The 20,836-nt window shown below is 50.5% G+C and carries 15 protein-coding genes and 1 tRNA gene; 9 read left to right on the top strand and 7 right to left on the bottom strand.

Annotated elements, in window-relative coordinates:
- The first annotated feature begins 330 nt into the window (after positions 1-330).
- Positions 331-1,113, top strand: a complete 783-nt coding sequence (locus VMF88_11685; GenBank protein ID HTY11719.1) for a hypothetical protein — start codon at positions 331-333, stop codon at positions 1,111-1,113.
- A 15-nt stretch (positions 1,114-1,128) separates the two neighbouring features.
- Positions 1,129-1,863, top strand: a complete 735-nt coding sequence (locus tag VMF88_11680; protein ID HTY11718.1) for a hypothetical protein — start codon at positions 1,129-1,131, stop codon at positions 1,861-1,863.
- A gap of 2 nt (positions 1,864-1,865) precedes the next feature.
- Here the strand turns inward: VMF88_11680 and VMF88_11675 are convergent, their stop codons facing one another.
- Entirely contained in the window at positions 1,866-5,081 is a 3,216-nt protein-coding gene (locus VMF88_11675; GenBank protein HTY11717.1) for a CHAT domain-containing tetratricopeptide repeat protein, read from the bottom strand.
- A 404-nt stretch (positions 5,082-5,485) separates the two neighbouring features.
- Positions 5,486-5,695, bottom strand: a complete 210-nt coding sequence (locus VMF88_11670; protein ID HTY11716.1) for a hypothetical protein — start codon at positions 5,693-5,695, stop codon at positions 5,486-5,488.
- Between VMF88_11670 and VMF88_11665 the strand changes: the two genes are divergently transcribed.
- Both VMF88_11665 and VMF88_11660 read left to right on the top strand, forming a co-directional pair.
- Positions 5,678-6,454, top strand: a complete 777-nt coding sequence (locus tag VMF88_11665; protein HTY11715.1) for a response regulator — start codon at positions 5,678-5,680, stop codon at positions 6,452-6,454. The genes VMF88_11670 and VMF88_11665 overlap by 18 nt on opposite strands.
- A 295-nt stretch (positions 6,455-6,749) precedes the next feature.
- A tRNA-Asp gene (locus tag VMF88_11660) sits at positions 6,750-6,824 on the top strand.
- Positions 6,825-7,027: 203 nt separating this feature from the next.
- Here VMF88_11660 and VMF88_11655 read toward each other — a convergent pair.
- The 4 genes from VMF88_11655 to VMF88_11640 form a co-directional block, all read right to left on the bottom strand.
- Positions 7,028-7,654 (bottom strand): hypothetical protein, encoded by a 627-nt coding sequence (locus tag VMF88_11655; GenBank protein HTY11714.1) that lies wholly within the window; start codon positions 7,652-7,654, stop codon positions 7,028-7,030.
- 221 nt (positions 7,655-7,875) lie between these two features.
- Positions 7,876-8,244, bottom strand: coding sequence for a hypothetical protein (locus VMF88_11650; GenBank protein HTY11713.1), 369 nt, complete (start codon positions 8,242-8,244; stop codon positions 7,876-7,878).
- 15 nt (positions 8,245-8,259) lie between these two features.
- Entirely contained in the window at positions 8,260-9,063 is an 804-nt protein-coding gene (locus VMF88_11645; GenBank protein HTY11712.1) for a hypothetical protein, read from the bottom strand.
- A gap of 246 nt (positions 9,064-9,309) precedes the next feature.
- A complete protein-coding gene (locus VMF88_11640; GenBank protein ID HTY11711.1) occupies positions 9,310-9,663 on the bottom strand; it encodes a hypothetical protein in 354 nt (117 codons plus the stop codon).
- 1,022 nt (positions 9,664-10,685) lie between these two features.
- On the opposite strand from VMF88_11640, the gene VMF88_11635 reads away from it, so the two are divergent.
- Positions 10,686-10,937, top strand: a complete 252-nt coding sequence (locus VMF88_11635) for a hypothetical protein (protein ID HTY11710.1) — start codon at positions 10,686-10,688, stop codon at positions 10,935-10,937.
- A gap of 472 nt (positions 10,938-11,409) precedes the next feature.
- Positions 11,410-11,799, top strand: a complete 390-nt coding sequence (locus VMF88_11630) for a hypothetical protein (protein HTY11709.1) — start codon at positions 11,410-11,412, stop codon at positions 11,797-11,799.
- Positions 11,800-12,148: 349 nt separating this feature from the next.
- On the opposite strand, the gene VMF88_11625 is transcribed toward VMF88_11630, so the two are convergent.
- The gene (locus VMF88_11625; protein HTY11708.1) at positions 12,149-12,826 is read right to left on the bottom strand and encodes a hypothetical protein; all 678 of its coding nucleotides are present in this window, start codon (positions 12,824-12,826) and stop codon (positions 12,149-12,151) included.
- A 534-nt stretch (positions 12,827-13,360) separates the two neighbouring features.
- Between VMF88_11625 and VMF88_11620 the strand changes: the two genes are divergently transcribed.
- The 3 genes from VMF88_11620 to VMF88_11610 all read left to right on the top strand — a co-directional run bounded on the left by VMF88_11620 (position 13,361) and on the right by VMF88_11610 (position 20,783).
- Positions 13,361-16,345: a TonB-dependent receptor gene (locus VMF88_11620; GenBank protein ID HTY11707.1), complete on the top strand. Its 2,985-nt coding sequence runs from the start codon at positions 13,361-13,363 to the stop codon at positions 16,343-16,345.
- A 67-nt stretch (positions 16,346-16,412) separates the two neighbouring features.
- Positions 16,413-18,122: a T9SS type A sorting domain-containing protein gene (locus tag VMF88_11615; protein HTY11706.1), complete on the top strand. Its 1,710-nt coding sequence runs from the start codon at positions 16,413-16,415 to the stop codon at positions 18,120-18,122.
- Between the two features lie 276 nt (positions 18,123-18,398).
- Positions 18,399-20,783, top strand: a complete 2,385-nt coding sequence (locus tag VMF88_11610; protein HTY11705.1) for a hypothetical protein — start codon at positions 18,399-18,401, stop codon at positions 20,781-20,783.
- Positions 20,784-20,836 lie beyond the last annotated feature (53 nt).

Raw genomic sequence — 20,836 nt, 5'->3', positions numbered from 1 at the left:
CCTGAAGAAGCCACGGATCCAGCTTCTACCCAGCCGCCCGTGAGTGAGACGTATAATCACGAACCATACAATTTACAAAATCAAGCCCGGCGTTCCCCCCCATGCGCCGGGCTCTTTTTTTCACCGAACAGAGAGAAATTGCGTCGGTTCGCGTTAGCGCCGTTTCTCAAACGTATTCGAATGAAACGTATCTTCTTCTGTACGTTTATATCCGTCAACGAGTAAGTTTTGGAGAATTGGAATCGGTTTTTTTTCGAGATGTGCGCTTGACCTCGCACTTGATAGGGGGAGGTATTTTCCCTATTTTACCGCTAGCCGGGAGGGACCGAGGTGAAAAAAGAGATCCACAGCGAAAATGAAATTGATGAGCGCTTGCTTCGGGAGAAGCCGGGGGAGCTTGTTGTCAAATATCAGGGGATCATCAAGATCATCGTCAAAAAATTCATCAGCTCGAAGATGTTTCAATCCGACGATTTTGACGACGTTGTTCAGCAGGTAAACGAGGATATATTAAGGAAGGTCCATCTCATCCAAAGGGGGTACAACGGAACAGCGCTCCTGAAAACCTATTTTTCCGCAATTGTGAGAAATTCGTGCCTCAAGATTCGGGAGAAAAAGCAAAAAACGGCGATGGTGGTTCCGCTTGAGGAAACACACGTGCTGGAGACTGAAGACTTTTTGGATGAGTTTGAGATCGAATACGCTCTGAAAAGACTCGAGAGGGTTTTGACTTATTTTGACAGGAAAAGGGGAAAGGTAGTTCTCTGCACCAAACTCTACTTTCAAATTCCAATAGATAGGGGGGACATTGTTGGCTGCTTCCCCCGATGTTCCGAAAACGACACCGCCTTCATGCTGGAAGCCTTCGAGCCGCGGGAAGTCGAAATGACAGCTAAAGAAATCTATCACATTATAACGCCCGTTCTCAATAAGTATGAGGAGAAAGAAAACACCGACGATGCCGTCAGAAGGTGGACAGAGGATAGAATTCAAGAGGTATTAAGTGTGCTTAACACCCCTCCAAACGGCTCAAATTTCAACAAAGAGAGTCTAAAGATCTTAATGGAAAAATATTTTTCCAAACGGCCGGTGGTTCCGGATACATATAGGTAACCGGAGAAAATATCCATGAACGCAAAATTCTTTGATGCAAATGAACATCTTTCAGAGGAAGCTGTTGCGCTGTACGTCGATGCGCTCAAGTTGGATCAGTTGAAAAAGCTTCCGACCGAGCTGCGGGATCACGTCAGTGAGTGTGTTTCCTGCAGGATGAGTATCGAGCAGCTCTTTTCGCTGCTTGAGGAAGAAAAATATGATCGGGGGATCGAACACCCTTTTTTTTCTTCGCGCCGTGGGTTGCTTGGGAAGGAAATTTCCTACTACTATAAACTCGCGGCAGTGGTTTTGGTGGCGGTCGGTATTTGCGCGGCCGGTTATTATTTTGCTTTCACGCAGGGATCTCATCCCCAGCTTCCAGCCGTAGCAGCCGTTGACACTTCAAAGTCCCCAGTGAATCAGCATCCCCCCGCAGCAGGAAAGACCTCAGCATTAGTGGCGGACAATTTTTCTCCGTACCCCGGCCTCGAGGATATGGTGAACGTCCATTTCCGGTCGAGTGCTCTTCAGGTCACATCCCCGCTCGGCGATCAGGGGGCCGGCAAAAGCATCCTGTTCGCCTGGAATCCCGGCACTGCGGGGAAGGTGATGCTGAAAATTCTCGACAATAAGGGGGAAGAAGTTTTTTCTGCCTCGACGGAGAACAACAGCTGCCGGTTTGGCGGCAATCTGAAACCGGGACTTTACTATTGGAAGCTGGAATCCGACGACGAGCTATTGCATGTAGGAAAATTCGCTGTCCGCTAAGTTCATCGGGTTGAAAGAAGCACGAAGCTTGTCCACTTCGAAGGGAACGCCCCCGGATCATTCCTGATCATTTCGAGTTTTGCCCGCCGCAGCGCCGAAGGAATATCGGACCCGGAGAGGAGAAAATCGTAGAAACCCACCATAAGCCGATTCGTATGCGAATCGGTCACATTCCACAAAGAATAAATGACGTTTTTTGCGCCTGAGTAAAAAAAGCCGCGCGTCATTGCCATTAACCCTTCGCCGTTGACCAATTGCCCGACCCCGCTTTTGCATGAACTGAGCACGACCAGGTCTGCGTTCAACCGCAAATTATAGGTCTCCCCCGCATATAGAATTCTATCATCGGCGAGGCTGTCGTCCTTTCCGGAAAACAGAAGGCCGGAAAGGCCGGGATGGTCTTCATCCGTAAATCCGTGGCTGGCGATGTGGATGTAACTGGCGGTGCCGACGGAGAGCTTGAAATTGTTCTTCGTCGCATTTTGACGCATGAACGCTGTGTGCCCAAAATTTTTCTTTCGGAAAAGTTCTTCGATCTGCTGTACTTCTTTTGCGCTGAATTCCAGGCTTTGTACACCCCCGCCATTTTGCGATGCCGTCTGTCTGGCTGCCGAGTCGTCGAAGACCGGAGCGAATCCTACGAACCTCCGGCTGCCTTGTGGGGGCCCATTACCGTTTCGGCTGACGAAGAGCGTCAGAGAGTATGAGTAAGAAATAACAAATTGTTTTATCAGGTAGGGAAGGCGCGAGAAATCAGCCTTCGCATTGTTTTTCCGGGGCGTGCTAAGCAATGCTTCAAACGGAACATAAAAAAGATTCCCGTCCGGAATGATGACGATCTGTGGGCCGTGGAGTTTATCTTTGATCGGCAGGAAAATTGATCGATATAATGAGGCGGCTGAAGCGAGGTACAGCTTTTCGTCGAGCGTGCCGAGAGCTTTACGGAGTTCCTTTGCATCCTTTGCTATCGTCGATATGCCGGCTGCCTCTGTCACGTCGAAGGAGTTTTGTGATACCGTGAAAATATACAGGACGCTGTCTGCAAAGAAATATTCGACGGCCGTAGTCCGGGAGTCGAGCGATCCCTGAATCTTCGCGATGCTCGGCGGCTCATCCTGATATTTCAGTTTGAAATATTCCGGATATGAGGATTCGAGCGTGTCGAGCAGGCTGTTGTAAGCGACTGAGGCGGCAAAGTAGTTGTCGCGGAATTGCTTCAGCGGCTCGGTCTGACCGTTCTTGTCGGCCTCCTGGATTTTTTCTTCGAGGGAGGTCAGACTGGATTCCAACGACGCTTCCTGCTCGAGTATGGAATCGGGAGCTCCGGAAAAATGAATTGCGTTCGACTCGAGGATCTTATCGAGCAGGAGGTTTGATTTCGCCCGCTCGGCGCATTCGAATGCCTTCTGTTCAAACTTCGGGTTTTTTGTGACGGCATACAGCGTATGAGCGGTCTCTACCCCCTCTTTATATACTCTGTCGAACTCTTCCCGCAGGAACAGCCTTGAACCTTCCGCCTTATACCCCCGCCGCAGTGCGGTCATGAACACGATAGCATCGTTAATGCACGTATAGGCCGTATCAAGGTCTGCCGGATCGTGGGATGCCTGAAAGATCAGCTTAAAGAGCTTCGTTCTTTCCAACAAGCATTGCAGCCTGAGCATGCCTGTGCCGGAAAAGGTCCCTTGAGCTCCGGGCCGGTAGGAACTTGAATAATCTTCGCGGGATAAAAGGGCCATGGCCTTTTCATACTCTTCGTCGGCCAGTCTGTATTGGTGCTGCCTCACAAGAAGATCGCCGTAGGATTTGTGATACAGAGCGATGAATGAGCTGTCACTTGAGGCAGAAACCTTGAATGTCCTATAAGAGATGTTTATGAGCGCTTCGGCGCTATCATCCTTTCCGGCTTGAGTATAAGCGTTCCCGATCGCCATTTGCAGCCTCGCAGTAGCGACGCTGTACCGATTGAGCTCTTCTTTGATCGCGAGGGAGGCCGCATACGTCGTGATCGCGGAATCGTAATCGCCGTGCCTGGCGAAAACATCGCCGAGTCTCTCAAGACTGTTGGCCGTTGATAAATGGTGCGGTCCGTGATTGTGCTCTTCGATCGCGAGCGATTTCCTGGCGTACCGCAGCGCATCGTCATAGTTGCCTTTCAAGGAATACAAGTTCGCCATGGAGTTATAGAGCTCAGCCAAACCAGAGTGATATTTCCCGTTGAAGGCAATGGTGCTTTCTTCAGCCTGATTGAAATATGAGATCGCCCGGTCGTAGTCGGAGCGCTGTGAATATGCCTCTCCCAATTTGGCCAAGCATGCCGAAACTGACGGAACAATTTCGCCGGCCACCGTTTCGTTCAATGCGAGAGACGTTAGGAGGGACGAGATCGCTTCGTTGACCCTGTTTTCATGGAGCAGATCTTTACCCCGATAATAGTAGCAGGTCGCAGCGACCAGGGATTTTTCTTTACCGATCCGTTGAAGCATCCTGAGGACCGAATCCTGGAGAGACAATGCGCTGTGATAGTCTCCTTTGTCAGAGAGGATGTTCGCTGCCGTCATTTCATTGATTGCCAGCCCCTCTTCGGTGTCCGACACTCTGCTGATCTCGATAGCCTCGTTGATGGAGGCGACCGCCTCCTTGTACATCCCGATCGATTTGTACGTAAGCGCCAGCAGATAAAGGGACGAGGCGACCTCGACGCTTTTTGGAGAACCTATGGTTCTCCTGATCCTCAGCGATTCATTAAGGTCTGATAAGGCCTGAGCGTACTCCTGGTTATAATTCTCGAGGTAGCCGAGCGCGGCATAGGTGCTTGCCAGCCTCGGGTCGTTTGGTGACAGCTTCGCCTTCGCCGTTTTTTGCGATTCTCTTAAGCAGTCGAGCGCTTCGTTAAAACGGGCCAATCTGATCAAGGCGTCCGCAATAGAGTTGTCGCACTCCACGTAGTGCCCCCAGCTTTCGTTTCTTCGAAAAATTTCTTTTGCCTCTTTGAAGTAGGCAAGCGAGCTGTCGAAGAAAGAACGTATCACGAGATCATGTCCGATGCTCTGTTTTGCCAACCCGATCACTGTATCCGAAGGAGTCACCTGTGCAGTTGCACCGGTTGACGCGAGCAGCAAAAATCCCGCAAGAAAAAAATACCTTCTCACTGCGCGATAGGGAAGTGCGTCGCAGAGTGCACAAAATAAAAAATTATCGAAGGAGATTGTCTGCATGTTTTTGACTCGTCGGTAGCTTCTCGCCGGTTCTCACAGCTAAAACTCCATTTCTTCTCCCGCGAAGCATACATAAGAAATGAAGCGGGCGGAAAATCCTTCCGCGGAAATCACCAACTCTCAAGGGAGGTTAGCTATGAGAAATTTTCGAAAGGTTTCCTCAAGATTCATTTTTGCGTTGTCGTTGATCTGTGCGACAATGTTTTTTGGTTCAAATTCAGCGGGGAGTAGGAACCTGGCAGACGGGGAGGGGAATACTCCCCCTCAACCGCCACATCCCGTCGTTCTGGCATAATTGAATCCCCGAATCAGATTTTTTACAGGAGCCGCACGAAAGAGATACTCTCCAGTGCGGCTCCGCAATTTCTACAAGATGCGCCCCTGGAAAACGGAGTTCAAAAGTTCTACTGTTTCCTCTTTGGCAGAGCTTTCGAGGCGTCAACACCTTCATTTCGGCAAGTTTCCCATGAATAGTAAGGAATTATTCCCGAAATAGGGACTACTTTTTTCTCCAAAATTGGCATTTTCAATGATATATAAATAGGGGGGGAGGAGTTTTCAAGCACTTTAGCAGTGATCAAAAATAAGGACGCTTTATGAGCAAGCTTTGCCATCTTCTTTATATTGAAGATGATCCTAACGACGTTCAGCTCTTACAGGCAACATTGGACGGAACAGATCTCCGATACGTTGTCGAGGTGGTACAAACTCGGGAGAGGCTCCTCGGAGCTTTGCAAACAATGAAATTTGATTTGATCATCTCCGATTTTTTGCTGGAAGGTTTTGACGGAAAATCTGCTATTGGTATTGTCCTGCAAAAGTGTCCCGAAACCCCGTTTATTTTTCTCTCAGGCGCGAAGGGGCAGGAGGTTGCGATCGAAGCGTTTGAGCGAGGCGCAACGGATTTTGTGCTAAAAGAGAAAATTGAACGGTTGATTCCCGCGGTGCGGAGGGCGTTGCACAAAGCTGAAACGGAGCGGATGCGCAAGCTGACGGAGGCTGAATTGAAAGAGTCGAGCGAAAAATATCGCAGCCTTTTTGAGCACAATATTGTCGCTTCATTCATATCGACACCGGCTGGGGAGGTTGTCGAATGCAACTCCGCATATTTGCGGCTGCTGGGTTTTTCTTCTGAGGAGGAGGCAAAAGCGGCGAAAACGGAGTTCCTCGCCGGTAATCACTTGAAAAAGCCGGAGCTGATCGAAATGGTTAGGCTTGAGAGAGAAATTGAGCTAGCCAATATCAGGATCCCGACGAAACGGGGCGAGACTGTTCAGGTTGATGCTACGATCATCGGCAAATTCGACGAGCAGAATGTACTTAGAGAGATGCTTTGTTATGTCGTCGATAGTACGAAACAGCATTCGTCCTAATTTCCTGCATCAATTCCGGCAGTCTCTTGAAATTTTCTCTAAAGATTTAATTAACCGGGGGCAATTCGTCGCTTTCTCCAATCGAATAGACCGCACGCCATATTTAGCACCAGATCTCCGGGATTGTCCTTCGTGTTCCGGTCCGTCAAAACCGGGCGAGAACAGCTGATTATTGACTATTGCTTGCCGTAAAATTTTTTAGTATATTATTTGCGTTGGAAATTTTTCCGGCTGTCGTGATTCAGTTTGGTTGCAGTTGATCACGTCAAAAAAGTAGTAATTCTTAATAAAATTCGGGGTCGTAGCTCAGTTTGGTTAGAGCGCCTGCCTGTCACGCAGGAAGTCGCGAGTTCGAGTCTCGTCGGCCCCGCTCCAAAAACAGACAGGGTTAGCGTTATTTGCTAACCCTGATCTGTTTTTAGGACCCGCCGTTTTTTGGCGGGTAAGTGAGCTCTAGAGAATGATTGGTCGTCCCCGCTCCAAAAACAGACAGGGTTAGCGTTTTTTGCTAACCCTCATCTTTTTTCATCGTTTGTCCAAGCGTTGGAACCTCTTCAATTCTGGCGGGTGTCGTCAATTGGCCGCGGCAATGACCTCCTGTTTGATCAGTTCCTTAATGACCAGAGAAATAATCTCGCCGCTGACGTCTTCACCCTGGCCGCTTCCATGGACCTCGCCGACACCGGACCAGATCATCCGTTTTCTTCCGCGAGCTGTCCAAAGGGTGATCTCGTCATTCACGAATTCATTGAATACCGGATACCCCGGATAATATCCGCGATTGTAATATTCATAGTACGCCTCGCTCCACGGCCCGGAAGGAGAGCCCGGTGAGATGATGTCCAAGCTGGGGGTGACGCTTTCGGTGGTCATCGTCGATGATCGTCCGATAAGTACTATCCCGTCGAAGTTTCCCGCGCGGGCCACGGAATCAATGATGGTGGAGTCGGGAAGAACTTTGGAGATGAGCCGATACGATGGAGTCGCCTCGACCCCGTGCCATGAAAGAGCCGCGGCGAGCCCATCCTCCCAGGCACTTCTCCGCTGTTGATCCCTCCCGGTGGCCACTACCAGTATCTTTTTTAACGGCCCTGCCTTGTATGATGTGTCTCGCCACGTGCGCGCAAGCTGGGTCGATGTGCAGGACGACAGTACGAATGAGACCACCACCGTAAGAACAAAATGGACGCGGGTGATCATGGTTCCTCCTTACGAAAGTCCGGCGTCTTGTTTTCTGCCGGGGATCGTGACTACGTTGACCTTAGCGGTTCATAAAACAGTGCCCTCTATTCATTGGAGATGATCTGCAGTTCAATCTCGTCGTTGGACCTATGTTCGGCGTATCGAAGTCCAAAGCTTATCGGGGCGTCAGGAATCGCATTGCCCGGCGCTTCACTGCATGGGGCTGCGGTCTCTGCCCTTCATGACAGCAGCCAATCCTTGGCTTCGTCATACGTGCGAAATACATCCGAAACAATTCCACAACTCCCCGACTTCACACAGACGAAGCGCATCAGCCCATACGGCAGTTCGTGGGACGAAACGAACGCGAGGCGGTTGTTGAATCGGTCCGCTAATGCGGTGATGAAGCCTACCATCGCGTTGATCTCTTCTGAAGACCTCACGTAAATGCTCCGGGATTCCCCAAAATTGAAGAGCAGGGATGACCTTCCATTGAGGCCGGCATCGGCTAAAGAATTAAGTATGGCCGTACGGACATCGTTCATCGAATATTCGCCGTACATTTCAACGATAATGATGTTAGAGTCAAATCGATACGTTACAGGCATTTGGAATATCTCAGTTCATGACGGAGGCATAGGCCGAACCGCCTCGAGTTTTTGGGTGATCCTGTTTTCCGGGAATACAACGCGCCGGTCATCCTGGAAAGACGAATGCGAAATGATGAACAGCAAACTGACCTCGTTCATGATGGCTCGAATGAAAACACGTTGATCATCGCTTACGGCATCGACCGGCATCGCACAGAAGACGAGAAAATTCAGATTGTGAGGCTTTAAAATCACCGTAGTGAATTGCGTGGCCGATTGTTGGTCGATGATCATTTTGTTGCTGACGTGCGGATAACATATGGACACGCCATTCCTTGTCTCGAAGCACTCATAGATCGTCCTGTACGAGCCGCTGCTGATGATTCTGAGCAGCATCCAGTTTGTGTTGACAATGCCCAGAATACGCTCGCCCAAGAGCCGAGCGATCCTTTTGAAATCGCTTTTCGTTGACGGGTACGCGTTGGAAACGTCGTAGATCGATTTTATCTCTTCGATCTGGACATTCACTTTCCCGATGTAATCCAATGAATCAATAAGCTTTTCATCAGCCTTCCTCTTATCCTCCTTGATATTGTTGATCAGCTCTTCTTGTTTTGAAGCCTCTTGCTGATAGAGCCTGAAGATCAAAATAGTCAGAGCAAATAAAAAGCTCAAAAGCAAGACCTCCAGTACGTCCTCATCGATGATGAACATTCTTTTGATGTGAACAGAACGAGTCAGGATGATCGGCGTGAGAATCATTACCGCAGAGAGGAGCACGTAAATGATGAAATACACGAGCTGCAAAAAAGAGATGTGACGCTTTAGTATTCGCATTGGGTTGTCAATTATTATATGCGGCCGAACTAGTGAATATTGGACAAGGCTGATGAAGGCAGAGTTTCACTCATACGCACATTGTTGTTAAACCGTGTCGAAATGTTTCTCGCGCAGGAAGCCCCCCCTGACTCTATGGCATGTTCTGTATTTTCTTTGACGGACCTATCCAACGTGAGTGAACAATCCATTCATTGGAATTTCGTCCGGAGAGCAAGGCGAGTGCAACCAATGTTGAAAACAATGCTACGAATGGGGAGGAGCGCGGAAGGCGTTGTGGGGAGAGGAATTCGCTAACAGCGTCGGAAATGATCCCTTGATCTCACGGCGATGCCGCAGTTTGACAGCACCGAGCCATGGCTCGATTGTGAAGAGGATTTGGTCGCTGAAAACTTTTTCGGAGGAGACGATGTGCCTGTGGGAGGTCCAGTAGGGACGTGCGTCGAGATTAATGCTCCGATCGGCATGGACTGAAGGGGCGGAGTCGAGCTTGAAGAAGAGTGGCTGACCAAATAGATTCTCGCGACTTAGTATCCCAGGGACCATATAGGCGCCAAGGAGAATCCCAATAATGATGCCACGGAGTGCGGGATTTTTCATACGTTAGAATCTGTAAATGTGAACCGTGCAAAATGTTTAACATGTCAGACTGCAATTTGGTTCCATGGGATGCAAAGACAATCCTAGCTCACGCTATGTGAATCCTTTATTGCCGGATCATTGCGATGTGAGAAGATCACTGCGCCAATCACAAGAAACTTATGGTTCACACCGCAAATGTAATTCATGCATATGTTGCAAAAGCGAGATGAGGGAATGATTCACTTCTCGTAGCTGTTATGACTAATGATGGAGCAACAAGTGCGGAAGGGATTATTTATGATAACTAAACACCGGTCCTTCAATCTCTCTTTGTCCTTGCTGATTGGGGGATTTGTTTTTGCGGGATGCTATACTCGGATCGAAACGTTCAGTGACGGAGGAAATGACGGTGGCAATAACTATGAATATGCAGAGAACGATTCTTCGAGTACACGGAGCGACACAACGGGCAAGAACTACTTCAGCAATGACGACTACCGTTCATTGCAATACAGGGGAGCGTTTGATTACTATTCACCGTCCTGGTACGATTGGGGAGATGGGCTCGAACCTTGGTACGGTGGCTACGACTATCCGTGGGATGCGATGTTGATGTATCCTTATCCGTATTGGGATGGAGGCTATGATGATTACGGATGGGGATTCGGAGTTGGCTACGGCTATGGGTACGGGCGTTATCGCAATCGCGGCTTGCGAGGCTATTCGGGATCACTCCTTGGATCCAGGCGAAGGACAGTTGGGACAACACGCGGCGCAATCAATGCACGTGGGACACTGTCCTCAGGAAACGGGATCGGTTCTTTCCGACCATCAGCGGCTTCGGGCACTGCAACATTGAACACTTCTCGCTTTCGTTCAGCTCAGGAAGTTCCTTGGTGGCAGAGGGCGAAGATGACAGCCGCGAGTTCTCAGTCTCGGGCCGGTGCGGCACAACGGCCGCGCACTTCGGTGAGGAATACCTTCACGCGGTACGGATCAAGAAACGGAAGGGCCCCCGCGAGCTATAGGATGAGCGCGCAATGGATGAATCACTGGATCCGATCGCAGTCTGCTTCCATAAGTGGTTTCGGCGCCGGATCGAGGTCATCGTTCCGCCAATCGTCGCCTCGCAGTTTCTTTCCACAGGGTTCATCTGCGAGAAGCGGAGGTGGACGCAGCGCTGGTGGAGGCGGAGGGGGAAGAGGCAGAGGGAGGTAGAAATGGTTATGGACCACGAAAAGATTCTTGGCATCGGAATCGTTATCAATAAGCAAGCAGCATTAAACCGTTGAATTTATTCTGAAGTCCAATTTGCAGAAGTATTGAAATGCGTAAATCTGGGAATCTCGCATTATGGGAAATTCCAGAATTCGACATCTTGCGGTTCTTGCGATTCTCGGGGCTTATATCGTTCCCGGTCTCCTCTGTTCAAGCGATCTTCTTGGCCGGCCGCTCTTTGTAAAGCTTGACGCCTCACTTTCAGCTGTAAACGACCGCAGCATTGATCTTGATGAACGTCCTTATTGGACCTCTCACCGACACCTCATCTTCTCAGAACACTTTTCCGACGACCAGTCTCTTAATGCGGCCTCGCCGTGGATCAGCGTCGTCACTCCAAGGCGTTTCAGCGAAATCCCACAAGTATTTATTCCGAGTCCCATAGCACTTTTTCGGCCGAATCCTCTTCGTGCGCCCCCTCCTTGCTCGTCCAATGATCTGATTAATTCACCATGTTAATATTTGAAGCCAAAGGAGCGAATGAATATGGAGAAGACAATAATATCCGTTGTCATACTGTTGGTGGTTCTTTCTGTAATGGGGTGCACCACCGAGCGATATGCCGAGTATATGAAGGAGTGCCCGGCGACAATCGATACACCTTCACTGACGAACAAACAGGAGGCTGGTTCCATGTCGCAGGAACGGGAGACTTACTATCCTTCATCGTACAAACTGTTTTTTGCCAACACCGACCCTCCATCAATGATGAAGCATCAGGGCAACGATCACCTTTATCCTTCGTCGTACAGGCTGTTCATGACGTATTCTTCGCCTTCGTCAAGGATGACGAAACAACTCACTTCGTCCTCGTCGCAGGGTAAATATAAAACGTATTATTATTCCTCTGCATACAGGCGACTATTCGCGAATTAGGAGATCAGAATAGTCTGAAATGCACCGAGCCCGACAATGATGTCGGGCTCTTTGTTTTGAAGTAGGCCGATTAGTCTTCATGGGGTGATCATCTGCCCCCCTCAATACACAATTTAATCAGAGCATAGAAGGGTATTAAAAGGGAACTGCACCGCACCTTCAATTCAATAGATGAATGTTCCGACGAGTCTCTTGTTAAATGATCTCTGCATTCGAATGAAACGTGTTCCCCGTTGATGTGAAATCAACATTCACGTTGAACGGTGGATGGGACGTGCCGCGAATGACCCTCCAGCCCTCATCCTTTCCTGGACCTCTTCTGGGATGAAAATGCCAACTTCTGTGTGAGCTACTTGTAGCTGGCACTCCTGATGAAAAAAGTAAAAGTGTACTCATTTACAACATCGTGAACAGACAGGGGCAAAACTACTTGAAAGGATTTACCAAAAAATGCCCGCGATTGAGATTTCAGCTTTCCGAGCGAACCGCTTGCATCAGGCCAAAGCGGGGCTTCATACCATCCGCCGTCCATGTCCCCATAAATGTAATCAACGGGAAATACCAGATCATCGAGCGTCTCATTTTTTGGTATCACAGTGGGCGACTGGAGGTCCCTTTTGTTAATAAACCTTATTCCGGAATGAATGACGTGATAGCGCGATCCTACTTCATTGACATAGGCGGCATCATCCCATAAAACGGTGACGGAAGAATCCGTTTTATTATCAATTGTGAACCCGACACCGTACGCTGAAGGCGACCAGATAATTTTGACGAAGTCATTTTCGAAGCAATATTTTTTTATTCCGAGCGAGTCAGTGTGATAGATTGTTTGCTTGCCATTGGTATCGTTCTTTGGACGAGGAGCGACGGCCTCCGTCAGCATGATATCGTACGTAGCGTAATGCGTTTCGCATCCTGATAGAACGCACAGGAGAATAGATGGTGCTATGAATTTACTGAAAATCTTCATTCCGGTGGTACGGGGGACTCGTCTGTTACCTGCGGCGCCTTGTTTGATCATCATACCTGAATCGTGTTCATTAAAGTAAACCTGAACGCGGACTCAATCGTTTCACTCACCGATCCCCGAAATCGGGGGCAATGCATTCCAACAAAGAGTCGAAGGACCTCCTCCTATGCATGGGCATAGTGCAGCGATTGGTTTGTTCCGTCACATTTTCTTCGCGGACAAAGGTGGAATTCTAATTACTCCAGAAATGATTCTAAGCTGCGCGGGGCGCTGCATAGCGCGATTGAACATTGCCTCCTTCAAGCTCAGATTTCACAAGGTGGATTTGACCCTTCCTGAATGGGAAAACCACTGAATCAAAAAAAAGTCAAAATTTAACTTGACATTAAATCGAAAAAATTGTAACTAACTGGAGCGGTTTAGTACTATCCTATTATTTCAATATTTCCCTTTATTTACAGCTATATTGCGCTAATTGTCCTAATCAAACCGGTTTAGTCTTTTCTTGACCTAATCCTTCATCCGAATTGAACGCGCGGATGTTTCCGTGAACCACAGGTTTCATCTACCTTAAGGGAGGGTTGAACTGTGAATTGGTCAGCAAAAAAGCTTCTCCTTCTTCTTTTTCTAACTCCATCTCTGTTGCTCGCCTCCGGCACACTCAAGGGGGTTGTCCGCGACTCGACGACCGGACAGCCCCTGGTTGCCGCCAATGTTATGTTGGTTGGCACTCCGCTTGGGACGGCGGGGGACATCTCGGGCAACTACACCATTCAAACGATCCCAGCCGGTCATTACAACGCTCGATGTTCCTACGTTGGATACCTCTCGCAGACAATCTCTGTAACAATCAAAGACGACAAAGCTACGGAGTGTAATTTTGCTCTTCTTCCCACAGCGGTGCAAGGCCAAGAGGTTGTCATCACAAGCCAGGCGCTTGGCCAAGCCGCTGCCATTAACCAGCAGCTCACGTCGAATGCGATCGTCAGCGTTGTTTCCGAGGAGAAGATCAAGGAATTGCCCGACGCAAACGCGGCAGAGGCGATCGGTCGTCTTCCCGGTGTTTCGGTTGTCCGGTCGGGCGGGGAGGCGAACCAAATTGTGCTGCGCGGTTTGAGTGAAGATTTGACAACGATCACGATGGATGGAGTTCAACTTTCGGCAACGGATGCTGACTCTCGAGGTGTGGACCTGAGTACAATTGCACAGGCATCTCTCTCGGGGATCACAGTTACGAAAGCCATCACGTCAGACATGGACGGCCAAGCCATCGCAGGTAACGTCAATTTCGTGACAAAAACAGCTCCGGAGACCCGGGTAATACAGGTGACAGCGCAGGGGTCATACGCAGCTCTCACCAACTCTTACAGCCAATATAATTTTAACGGCAACTATGGCGAGCGCTTCTTCGACGATGTGGTGGGGATACAGATCTTTGCCAACGCCGAGCGGCGCGACCGCAGCAGCGAGGACTACAATGTCGCCTACGATCAAACGCTGAACAACTCCACCAAATGGGGGATCAACAGTTTCACCCTTGATTGGACGCCCGAGATACGAACGCGAACGGGCGGCCGCGTGCTGTTCGACTTCAAGACGCCCGATGACGGCGTTATCAAGGTAAACGGCGACTTTAACACCACGCAGCGCCGTTTGTCCCAGATGACCCGCGATTATCCCGTGGAGTCGTCGGAGATTAATTACGACATCCAAGGACAGGACATCAACACAGACATTAGCGCATTTTCTGTCGTGGGCGAAAATAATGTCAGCGATTGGCATGTGAGCTGGAACTTCTCTTTCACGCAGTCGAGCACGGAGCAGCCATACAACTACACCGCGAATTTTGACGAGCCGTCAACCCTCAACGGAAACAACCAAGTAGTTTCGGGGATGCTCGCGGTTCCTCCGTCGTTGTGGCAGGGTCCGTACCAGGCCCTCATTCCGTATTCCCTCAATAATTTCAGCGATGCCTTCCTGCAGTATGGGTACATCCGAACGGAAAGCAACCTCGAATTTCAACGGACCGCGACCCTGGACATCAAAAGGGATTACCTCTTCTCCGACATCAGTGGTGAGTTCAAGTTCGGCGGCAAGTACACCGACCGGTACCACCGGCGCGACAACATGATGGAATTCTCGCCGTACTACAACAGCGCCCAAGTACTGCCGGACATGCTGAATTCGAACGGTCAGATCGTTGCCAAGGACTGGGCGAAATACGGCTTCGGGAATCTACAGGACGCCGGAGGTCTCGTCCTGCTGACGAACTTCTTGACCAGCGGCACACGGAACATCTACGGGTTATACAATTTTGACCCGCTGTTCGACCCGACCTTGATCCGGAACTGGTACGACATCAGTTCCGTCGGCATCACCGCGGATGGAGCGCGAAGAGAATACGCCGACGGTACGGCCGAAGATGGAACTGGGTACACCGCCAATGAAGCCGTGGGTGCAGGCTACCTGATGAATACCCTGAACTTCGGAACGGCGGCGACCTTCATCGCCGGCGTGCGGCTCGAAACGGACGACGACTCGTACACGTCCTACTACACCCCGCAGCCGCTTACAGTCTACTCGGTCTTCAGTGACACTGCAGCAAAACACACCGAGACGATCGTTCTTCCGAATTTCCATTTCATCGTCCGTCCGACGGACTACTTGAACGTCCGCCTTGCCGCCTACGCCGGCATCATCCGCCCCGATTTCAACTACCGGTTGCCGACGTACGTCATCGTTGGCACGGCCCCCTATGTGGACAACGACATGGCCAAGGTCGGAAACACGAACCTGAAAAATGGAGACGCCTGGAACTATGAGCTCAATATTCAAGCTTACGGAAACGATCTTGGGCTTCTTTCATTCTCGACATATTACAAACGGATCAAGAATGAAATCGAGCTTCTGAACGGGTACGAGATCCTCCCCGGCAGCACAACTCCGGCGCAGGTGGGGATGGTATATCGCAACGGTAAGCCCCCCTTCGCCAGTATGTATTTGCTGACCTATCCCTACAATTCCACGTTGCCGACCGAAGTGTGGGGCTTCGAGCTTGAACAGCAAACGAACCTACGGTTCCTCCCCGGCTACCTGCGCGGCCTCACGATGTCGTATAACCTCTCGCTGGTCAAGGATCAGACGTATACCCCCTTTGCGGAAACCAAGTACGACACCGTTATTCTTGCAGGCTTTAAGGTGGCAAAACCATATCTCGAGCTCGCCGAACAAAGGAGCAGGATTGTCAACTCTCCCGAATTCTTCGGCAACGCAGTGCTGGGCTACGACATTGCGGGATTCTCCGTACGGCTGTCGTATTTTTACCAGGGGCAGTACTATAACGGCTTTTCGGTGGACAATCGCTCGAACCCGGTGCAGGACGCCTTCTCGCGCCTGGACCTTGCCCTCAAGCAAAACATCGGGGACCATCTGGCTGTTGGGCTTAATATCAACAACCTGACAGACGCCAGCGAAGGGACGAGCATCCAGAACACGGTCATGAAGTGGACACTGCTGACCTCAAGCATCCGGTACGGCACAACTGCCGATCTCTGGATGAGAGTTTTGTTGTAACCAAAATAGCTTTACTTGTTGTACCGCTGTACTACTAATTCACATTCACTTTTTTTTTGGAGGTTTTATGAAACCAACGTTACGGGTCATGTTTCCCGTGCTGCTGTTGCTCTATCTGGCTACGGCGGCATTCGGTCAGCATACCTTGTTCCTGAAGGCGCCGACAACGGCGACGAACCTGAGCGATATCATCATGGGCGACACGACCGCAAACGGCGCGCGCGTTGACACCCAGCGGGTTTATGTGCTCCAGCGCGGCGGAACGTGGTTCTGGAACAATATCGTTACGAACGCCGGTTGGCCGTTGAATATTGTGGCATCAGATACCGGGGTTGCTGAACAACCACGAGTGTACGCGATGCCCGTTCCTAATGCCACCCCACTCGCCGTGCCGTACCAGTTCGTCAACGTCGAAGGCAATGTCTACGTGAAGGGGATCACGATGGTTGGCTATTTTGACCAGGATACTTCCTATTTGGATAACTATGGCGCCACATACATTCTCTTTCGTTGCGCGACCCCCGGATGGCGGATGGAGTTCGTGGGCAACACTTTCGGCGGAACAAACCAGGCCTTCGCCAGCAACTTCGCGGCGGGCACGACCATCAAGTTCACGGATAATATCCTTGTGAACAGCAACGTTCCCTGGTCGGCAGGCGCAGGCAACGGACGCGTTGTTGATGCGCGGAACATCTCTCTCGACAGCCTTGTGATGATCAACAATACTGTCGCGTACGGCTTTGACAGGGTCATGCGACACCGTTCAAGCGTTGGTCGTATCAACCACATCATTTTCGACCACAATACCGTGTACGAGAACGGCGGCCGCTATGGCCTCTTTACACTAGGCGCGGTTGGATCGGATGTCACAATCACGAATAGCCTGTTCGTCGACCCGATGGCAATGGGCGCCGACACGAACTCACAGCGTCAATACGATTTTATCGAGTCAAACGAGTTCGATGCTCAGGGAAAAGTGGTAATGAGCTGGATCAACTATGCACCGCTCCAAACCGACACGCTTCCCGGCTTTACCCCAACCCAGTGGAAAATTGCCCACAACTACTACTACACTTCACCGTCCCTCACCGCAGCTTGGGATACGGCGCGGGCTGAAGGATGGGATCCTACACTTGGTTTCGGACGTATTCTGTCCGACAGCATCAAAGCCCGGCTAGGGGCGGATACTGCGACCGCGTTCACGGCATTGAGTAATTTCGCATTCAACAAGGTGCCCGCGCCGTTTTCGAATCTCATGCTCTGGTTTGCTGAGCCGACCTCGATGGGCGGCGCTGAAGGCGGAGATGGGAGCGGACTCCAGGCAACGTACCCTGGTTATGACATCCATACGACTCCGTACTATCGCGATACAATGAGCGCCGCCTATTCAACAGCGTCACCGGCGTATACCGGCGCGTGGGGCGGATTCCCGGCGGGCGATCTGAACTGGTACCCGTCGGCGAAAGCCACATGGGCTACCACGGCTGTCAAAGCCGCCAACACCACCGTTCCGAACAAATTCTCGCTCGAGCAGAACTACCCGAATCCGTTCAACCCTTCCACGCAGATCAAATTTAACCTGGGTCAGCCGGGTATGATGAGCTTGAAGGTCTACAATTTGCTCGGTCAGATGGTGCAGGTGGTGGATGAGGGACAGAGAGCGGCAGGTGAGTACACGTACAATGTCGATATGAGCAGGTTCGCCAGCGGAGTCTACTTCTATAGACTTGAGCAGGGCACCAACGTGTTGACGAAGAAAATGCTCCTCCTAAAATAGTTACGAATGAAAAAGCCCAACAATTGTCCGTCGACCATCTTTTGCCATGCGGCGAACTATGCATTGAGAGACCTTGAAACGGGCGCTTCGTAACGCAACGTGAGCGATGCAGGCCAGCAATGGCCTGCATTGTTATTTAAGTACGGATTTCGCACGTGGTGAAGAGCAGATAAATAGTTGCTTCTTGTTTTCCAATCATTACTTTATTGCGTGTTACGTTGACCTTGAAAAAAGAAACGTTTGTTCAACTACGCTGCGCAGAAGTAAAACCAGACAATGATGAATGTGAATAGCAATTCTCTCGCTGTAGTTGCGGCCAGGCCTTTTCGGCGAAGCCTCTTGTGCGCGATTGTCTGTGCGGGAACCGTTGCTGCGCAGATGGTCAGCCCTGATGTTGATAATCCCGCCGAACCGTTTTCGTACTACAGCGCTCCCACCGACGTCATAGGAGTCATGGACGCCGTATCGGGGACGGAGGTGACGCCCGAAGGATACTTGTATACCGGATACGACGAGTTGATGTTCTTCACCGGCAACCCGCCAGAACCCTTTCATCAAAGAGTAAAAACCCTTTTGAACGGCTATTTGCCCGTTGTGGTATACCAGACAGAGAAGAACGGCATTCATTACGAAGTGACGGCGTTTGCCGCGACCCTTGATGGCAATCCCGAAAGCCCTCTCATGAATTTTGTGCGCGTGAAGATTCGCAATGCAGCAAAGGAAGAGCGCACGGCGTTCTGGAGCGCTGGAACGAGATATCAGTGCGAATCAAATACGGAGAGCGGTACAGGCGATCATCGCTTTGTGCGTCCTTTGGAGCGGAAGATCCTGGGCGGCAAATCTCAGGCCGGAGTCTTGTTCAATCCAGACTGGACCTATGAATTTTCCAAAGATGCTTTTCTTCGGTCGGACAGTGTGATCTATCTTTTTCCTGACCTGCCATCATCACGAAAGATGATGACGCTAAGCACGTTCTACAATCGTCCTCAAGACCTGAAGGCACGAAAGATGAAAGTGCTTCCGACAACCCCCGTCGGGATTGTCAGCTGCGCGATTCATTTGGCGCCGGGAGAAGAGAAAGCGCTCGTGTTCAAGATGCCGTATGCTCCTCTCCCTTCGGGAAGCCCGCTCGTCGGCCAGCTTCGCGATGCAGACTTTGAAGAGTATCTTCAGCGGACCGTGAAATTCTGGGACGGGATCCTCGCGAAAGGAATCGATATTGAATTGCCCGAATTGAAGGTCGAGAACACCTTCAAAGCGAACCTAATTTACGACCTTATCGCACGCAACAAGGAAGAAGGGTGCTACATTCAGAAAGTGAACGACTTTCAGTACCACTCCTTCTACCTTCGCGACGCTTCGTTTATCGTCCGGATGTATCTTCTCTCCGGTTATTTCGACATCGCCCGTGAGTGTGTTCAGTTCTTTCCGCGCTGGCAGCAACTGGACGGCAATTTTGTTTCGCAGGGGGGGCAGTTCGACGGTTGGGGCCAGACGATGTGGATCTACGGGCAGTATTACCGGTTTACGCACGACAAGCAATTCGCCAAGTCGGTTTATCCGTATGTCCTTAAAGCGTTTGACTGGTTGGAAAACGCACGCGACCACGACCCGCTTCGGCTCATGCCGCCGACCTCTCCCGGCGACAACGAGGATATCCAAGGACACATCACCGGACACAATTTCTGGGCGCTTGACGGACTGAGGAATGTCATGTCGCTCATACAGGGAGTCGGACCGGCGGCCGATCTCTCACTCTTTCAGGAGCAGTACAACGACTTTTACAGTACCGTTGCTCGACGGCTTCGGTCTGTAACCGCGTCAACCGGAGGATATATTCCTCCCGGACTCGACGGAAAAGTCCCGGCAGGCCAGGATTGGGGGAATATGTTGACACTTTATCCGGAGATGCTCTTCTCACCTTTTGATACAATGGTCACAGCGACGCTCGATTCCACGCGTGCAAAGTACATGGAAGGAATCATGACGTACGGCGACAAGGCGTACCTCCACGACTATCTCACGATCCGTAATACTCAGGCCGAACTTGTCCGTAACGAGCAGGAGAAAGCCGTGAATGAATTGTATTCACTCCTTCTGCATACGAGCTCAACCCATGCAGGATTCGAGTATGCGATCCGTCCGTGGGGGGCAAGAGACTTTGACGGCAACCTCTCTCCTCATGGATGGTTTGCCGCTGAAATCCGTTCGCTCATCAGAAATATGATGGTGCGTGAACAGTCTCAAACCTTCGGTGAACGAGGAGATCTTCACCTCTTTTCCTGCGTATCGCCGGAGTGGGTGAAAAATGGTGAAAGGATTTCTGTCCATCATGCCCCCACGTACTATGGTGAGGTGAATTGTGATCTTGCGTTTGAGAAGGGAAAAGCGCTCCTCACATTGAACAACCGTTGGGACGAGGCGCCGGAGCACCTTGTCCTTCATCTTCCCTGGTTCATGAAAGTTGAATCGGTCGCTGCTGACGGAAAGAAAATGAAGATCAATGATTCTCGGGTCGACCTTCCGCTGAATTCGAAGAGGGTAGAGATCAGGTGGGAAAGGAAATCCAAAGTTCCGGATCTCAGTTATGATGTCGCCGTCAAGTCGTATGAGAAACAATACAGGCAAAAGTACGAAGAGTTTCTGAAAACAGGGAAGTGATGCTTGCTTTTTTGCCGCATCACTTTGAATATCACGGGTAAGCATTAGCGTTT

The organism is Bacteroidota bacterium (assembly GCA_035506275.1).
Lineage (GTDB): Bacteria > Bacteroidota > Ignavibacteria > UBA10030 > UBA8401 > JAGVPT01.
The sequence above is the reverse complement of the archived record's forward strand: the minus strand, read 5'-3'. Positions and strand labels throughout refer to the sequence as shown.

What these genes read in the sequence shown, in the direction of transcription:
- VMF88_11680 (HTY11718.1), top strand. Translation starts at nt 1,129, where the DNA reads ATGAACGCAAAATTCTTTGATGCAAATGAACATCTTTCAGAGGAAGCT.
- VMF88_11675 (HTY11717.1), bottom strand. Translation starts at nt 5,081, where the DNA reads ATGCAGACAATCTCCTTCGATAATTTTTTATTTTGTGCACTCTGCGAC.
- VMF88_11665 (HTY11715.1), top strand. Translation starts at nt 5,678, where the DNA reads ATGAGCAAGCTTTGCCATCTTCTTTATATTGAAGATGATCCTAACGAC.
- VMF88_11670 (HTY11716.1), bottom strand. Translation starts at nt 5,695, where the DNA reads ATGGCAAAGCTTGCTCATAAAGCGTCCTTATTTTTGATCACTGCTAAA.
- VMF88_11655 (HTY11714.1), bottom strand. Translation starts at nt 7,654, where the DNA reads ATGATCACCCGCGTCCATTTTGTTCTTACGGTGGTGGTCTCATTCGTA.
- VMF88_11650 (HTY11713.1), bottom strand. Translation starts at nt 8,244, where the DNA reads ATGCCTGTAACGTATCGATTTGACTCTAACATCATTATCGTTGAAATG.
- VMF88_11645 (HTY11712.1), bottom strand. Translation starts at nt 9,063, where the DNA reads ATGCGAATACTAAAGCGTCACATCTCTTTTTTGCAGCTCGTGTATTTC.
- VMF88_11640 (HTY11711.1), bottom strand. Translation starts at nt 9,663, where the DNA reads ATGAAAAATCCCGCACTCCGTGGCATCATTATTGGGATTCTCCTTGGC.
- VMF88_11635 (HTY11710.1), top strand. Translation starts at nt 10,686, where the DNA reads ATGGATGAATCACTGGATCCGATCGCAGTCTGCTTCCATAAGTGGTTT.
- VMF88_11630 (HTY11709.1), top strand. Translation starts at nt 11,410, where the DNA reads ATGGAGAAGACAATAATATCCGTTGTCATACTGTTGGTGGTTCTTTCT.
- VMF88_11625 (HTY11708.1), bottom strand. Translation starts at nt 12,826, where the DNA reads ATGATGATCAAACAAGGCGCCGCAGGTAACAGACGAGTCCCCCGTACC.
- VMF88_11615 (HTY11706.1), top strand. Translation starts at nt 16,413, where the DNA reads ATGAAACCAACGTTACGGGTCATGTTTCCCGTGCTGCTGTTGCTCTAT.
- VMF88_11610 (HTY11705.1), top strand. Translation starts at nt 18,399, where the DNA reads ATGATGAATGTGAATAGCAATTCTCTCGCTGTAGTTGCGGCCAGGCCT.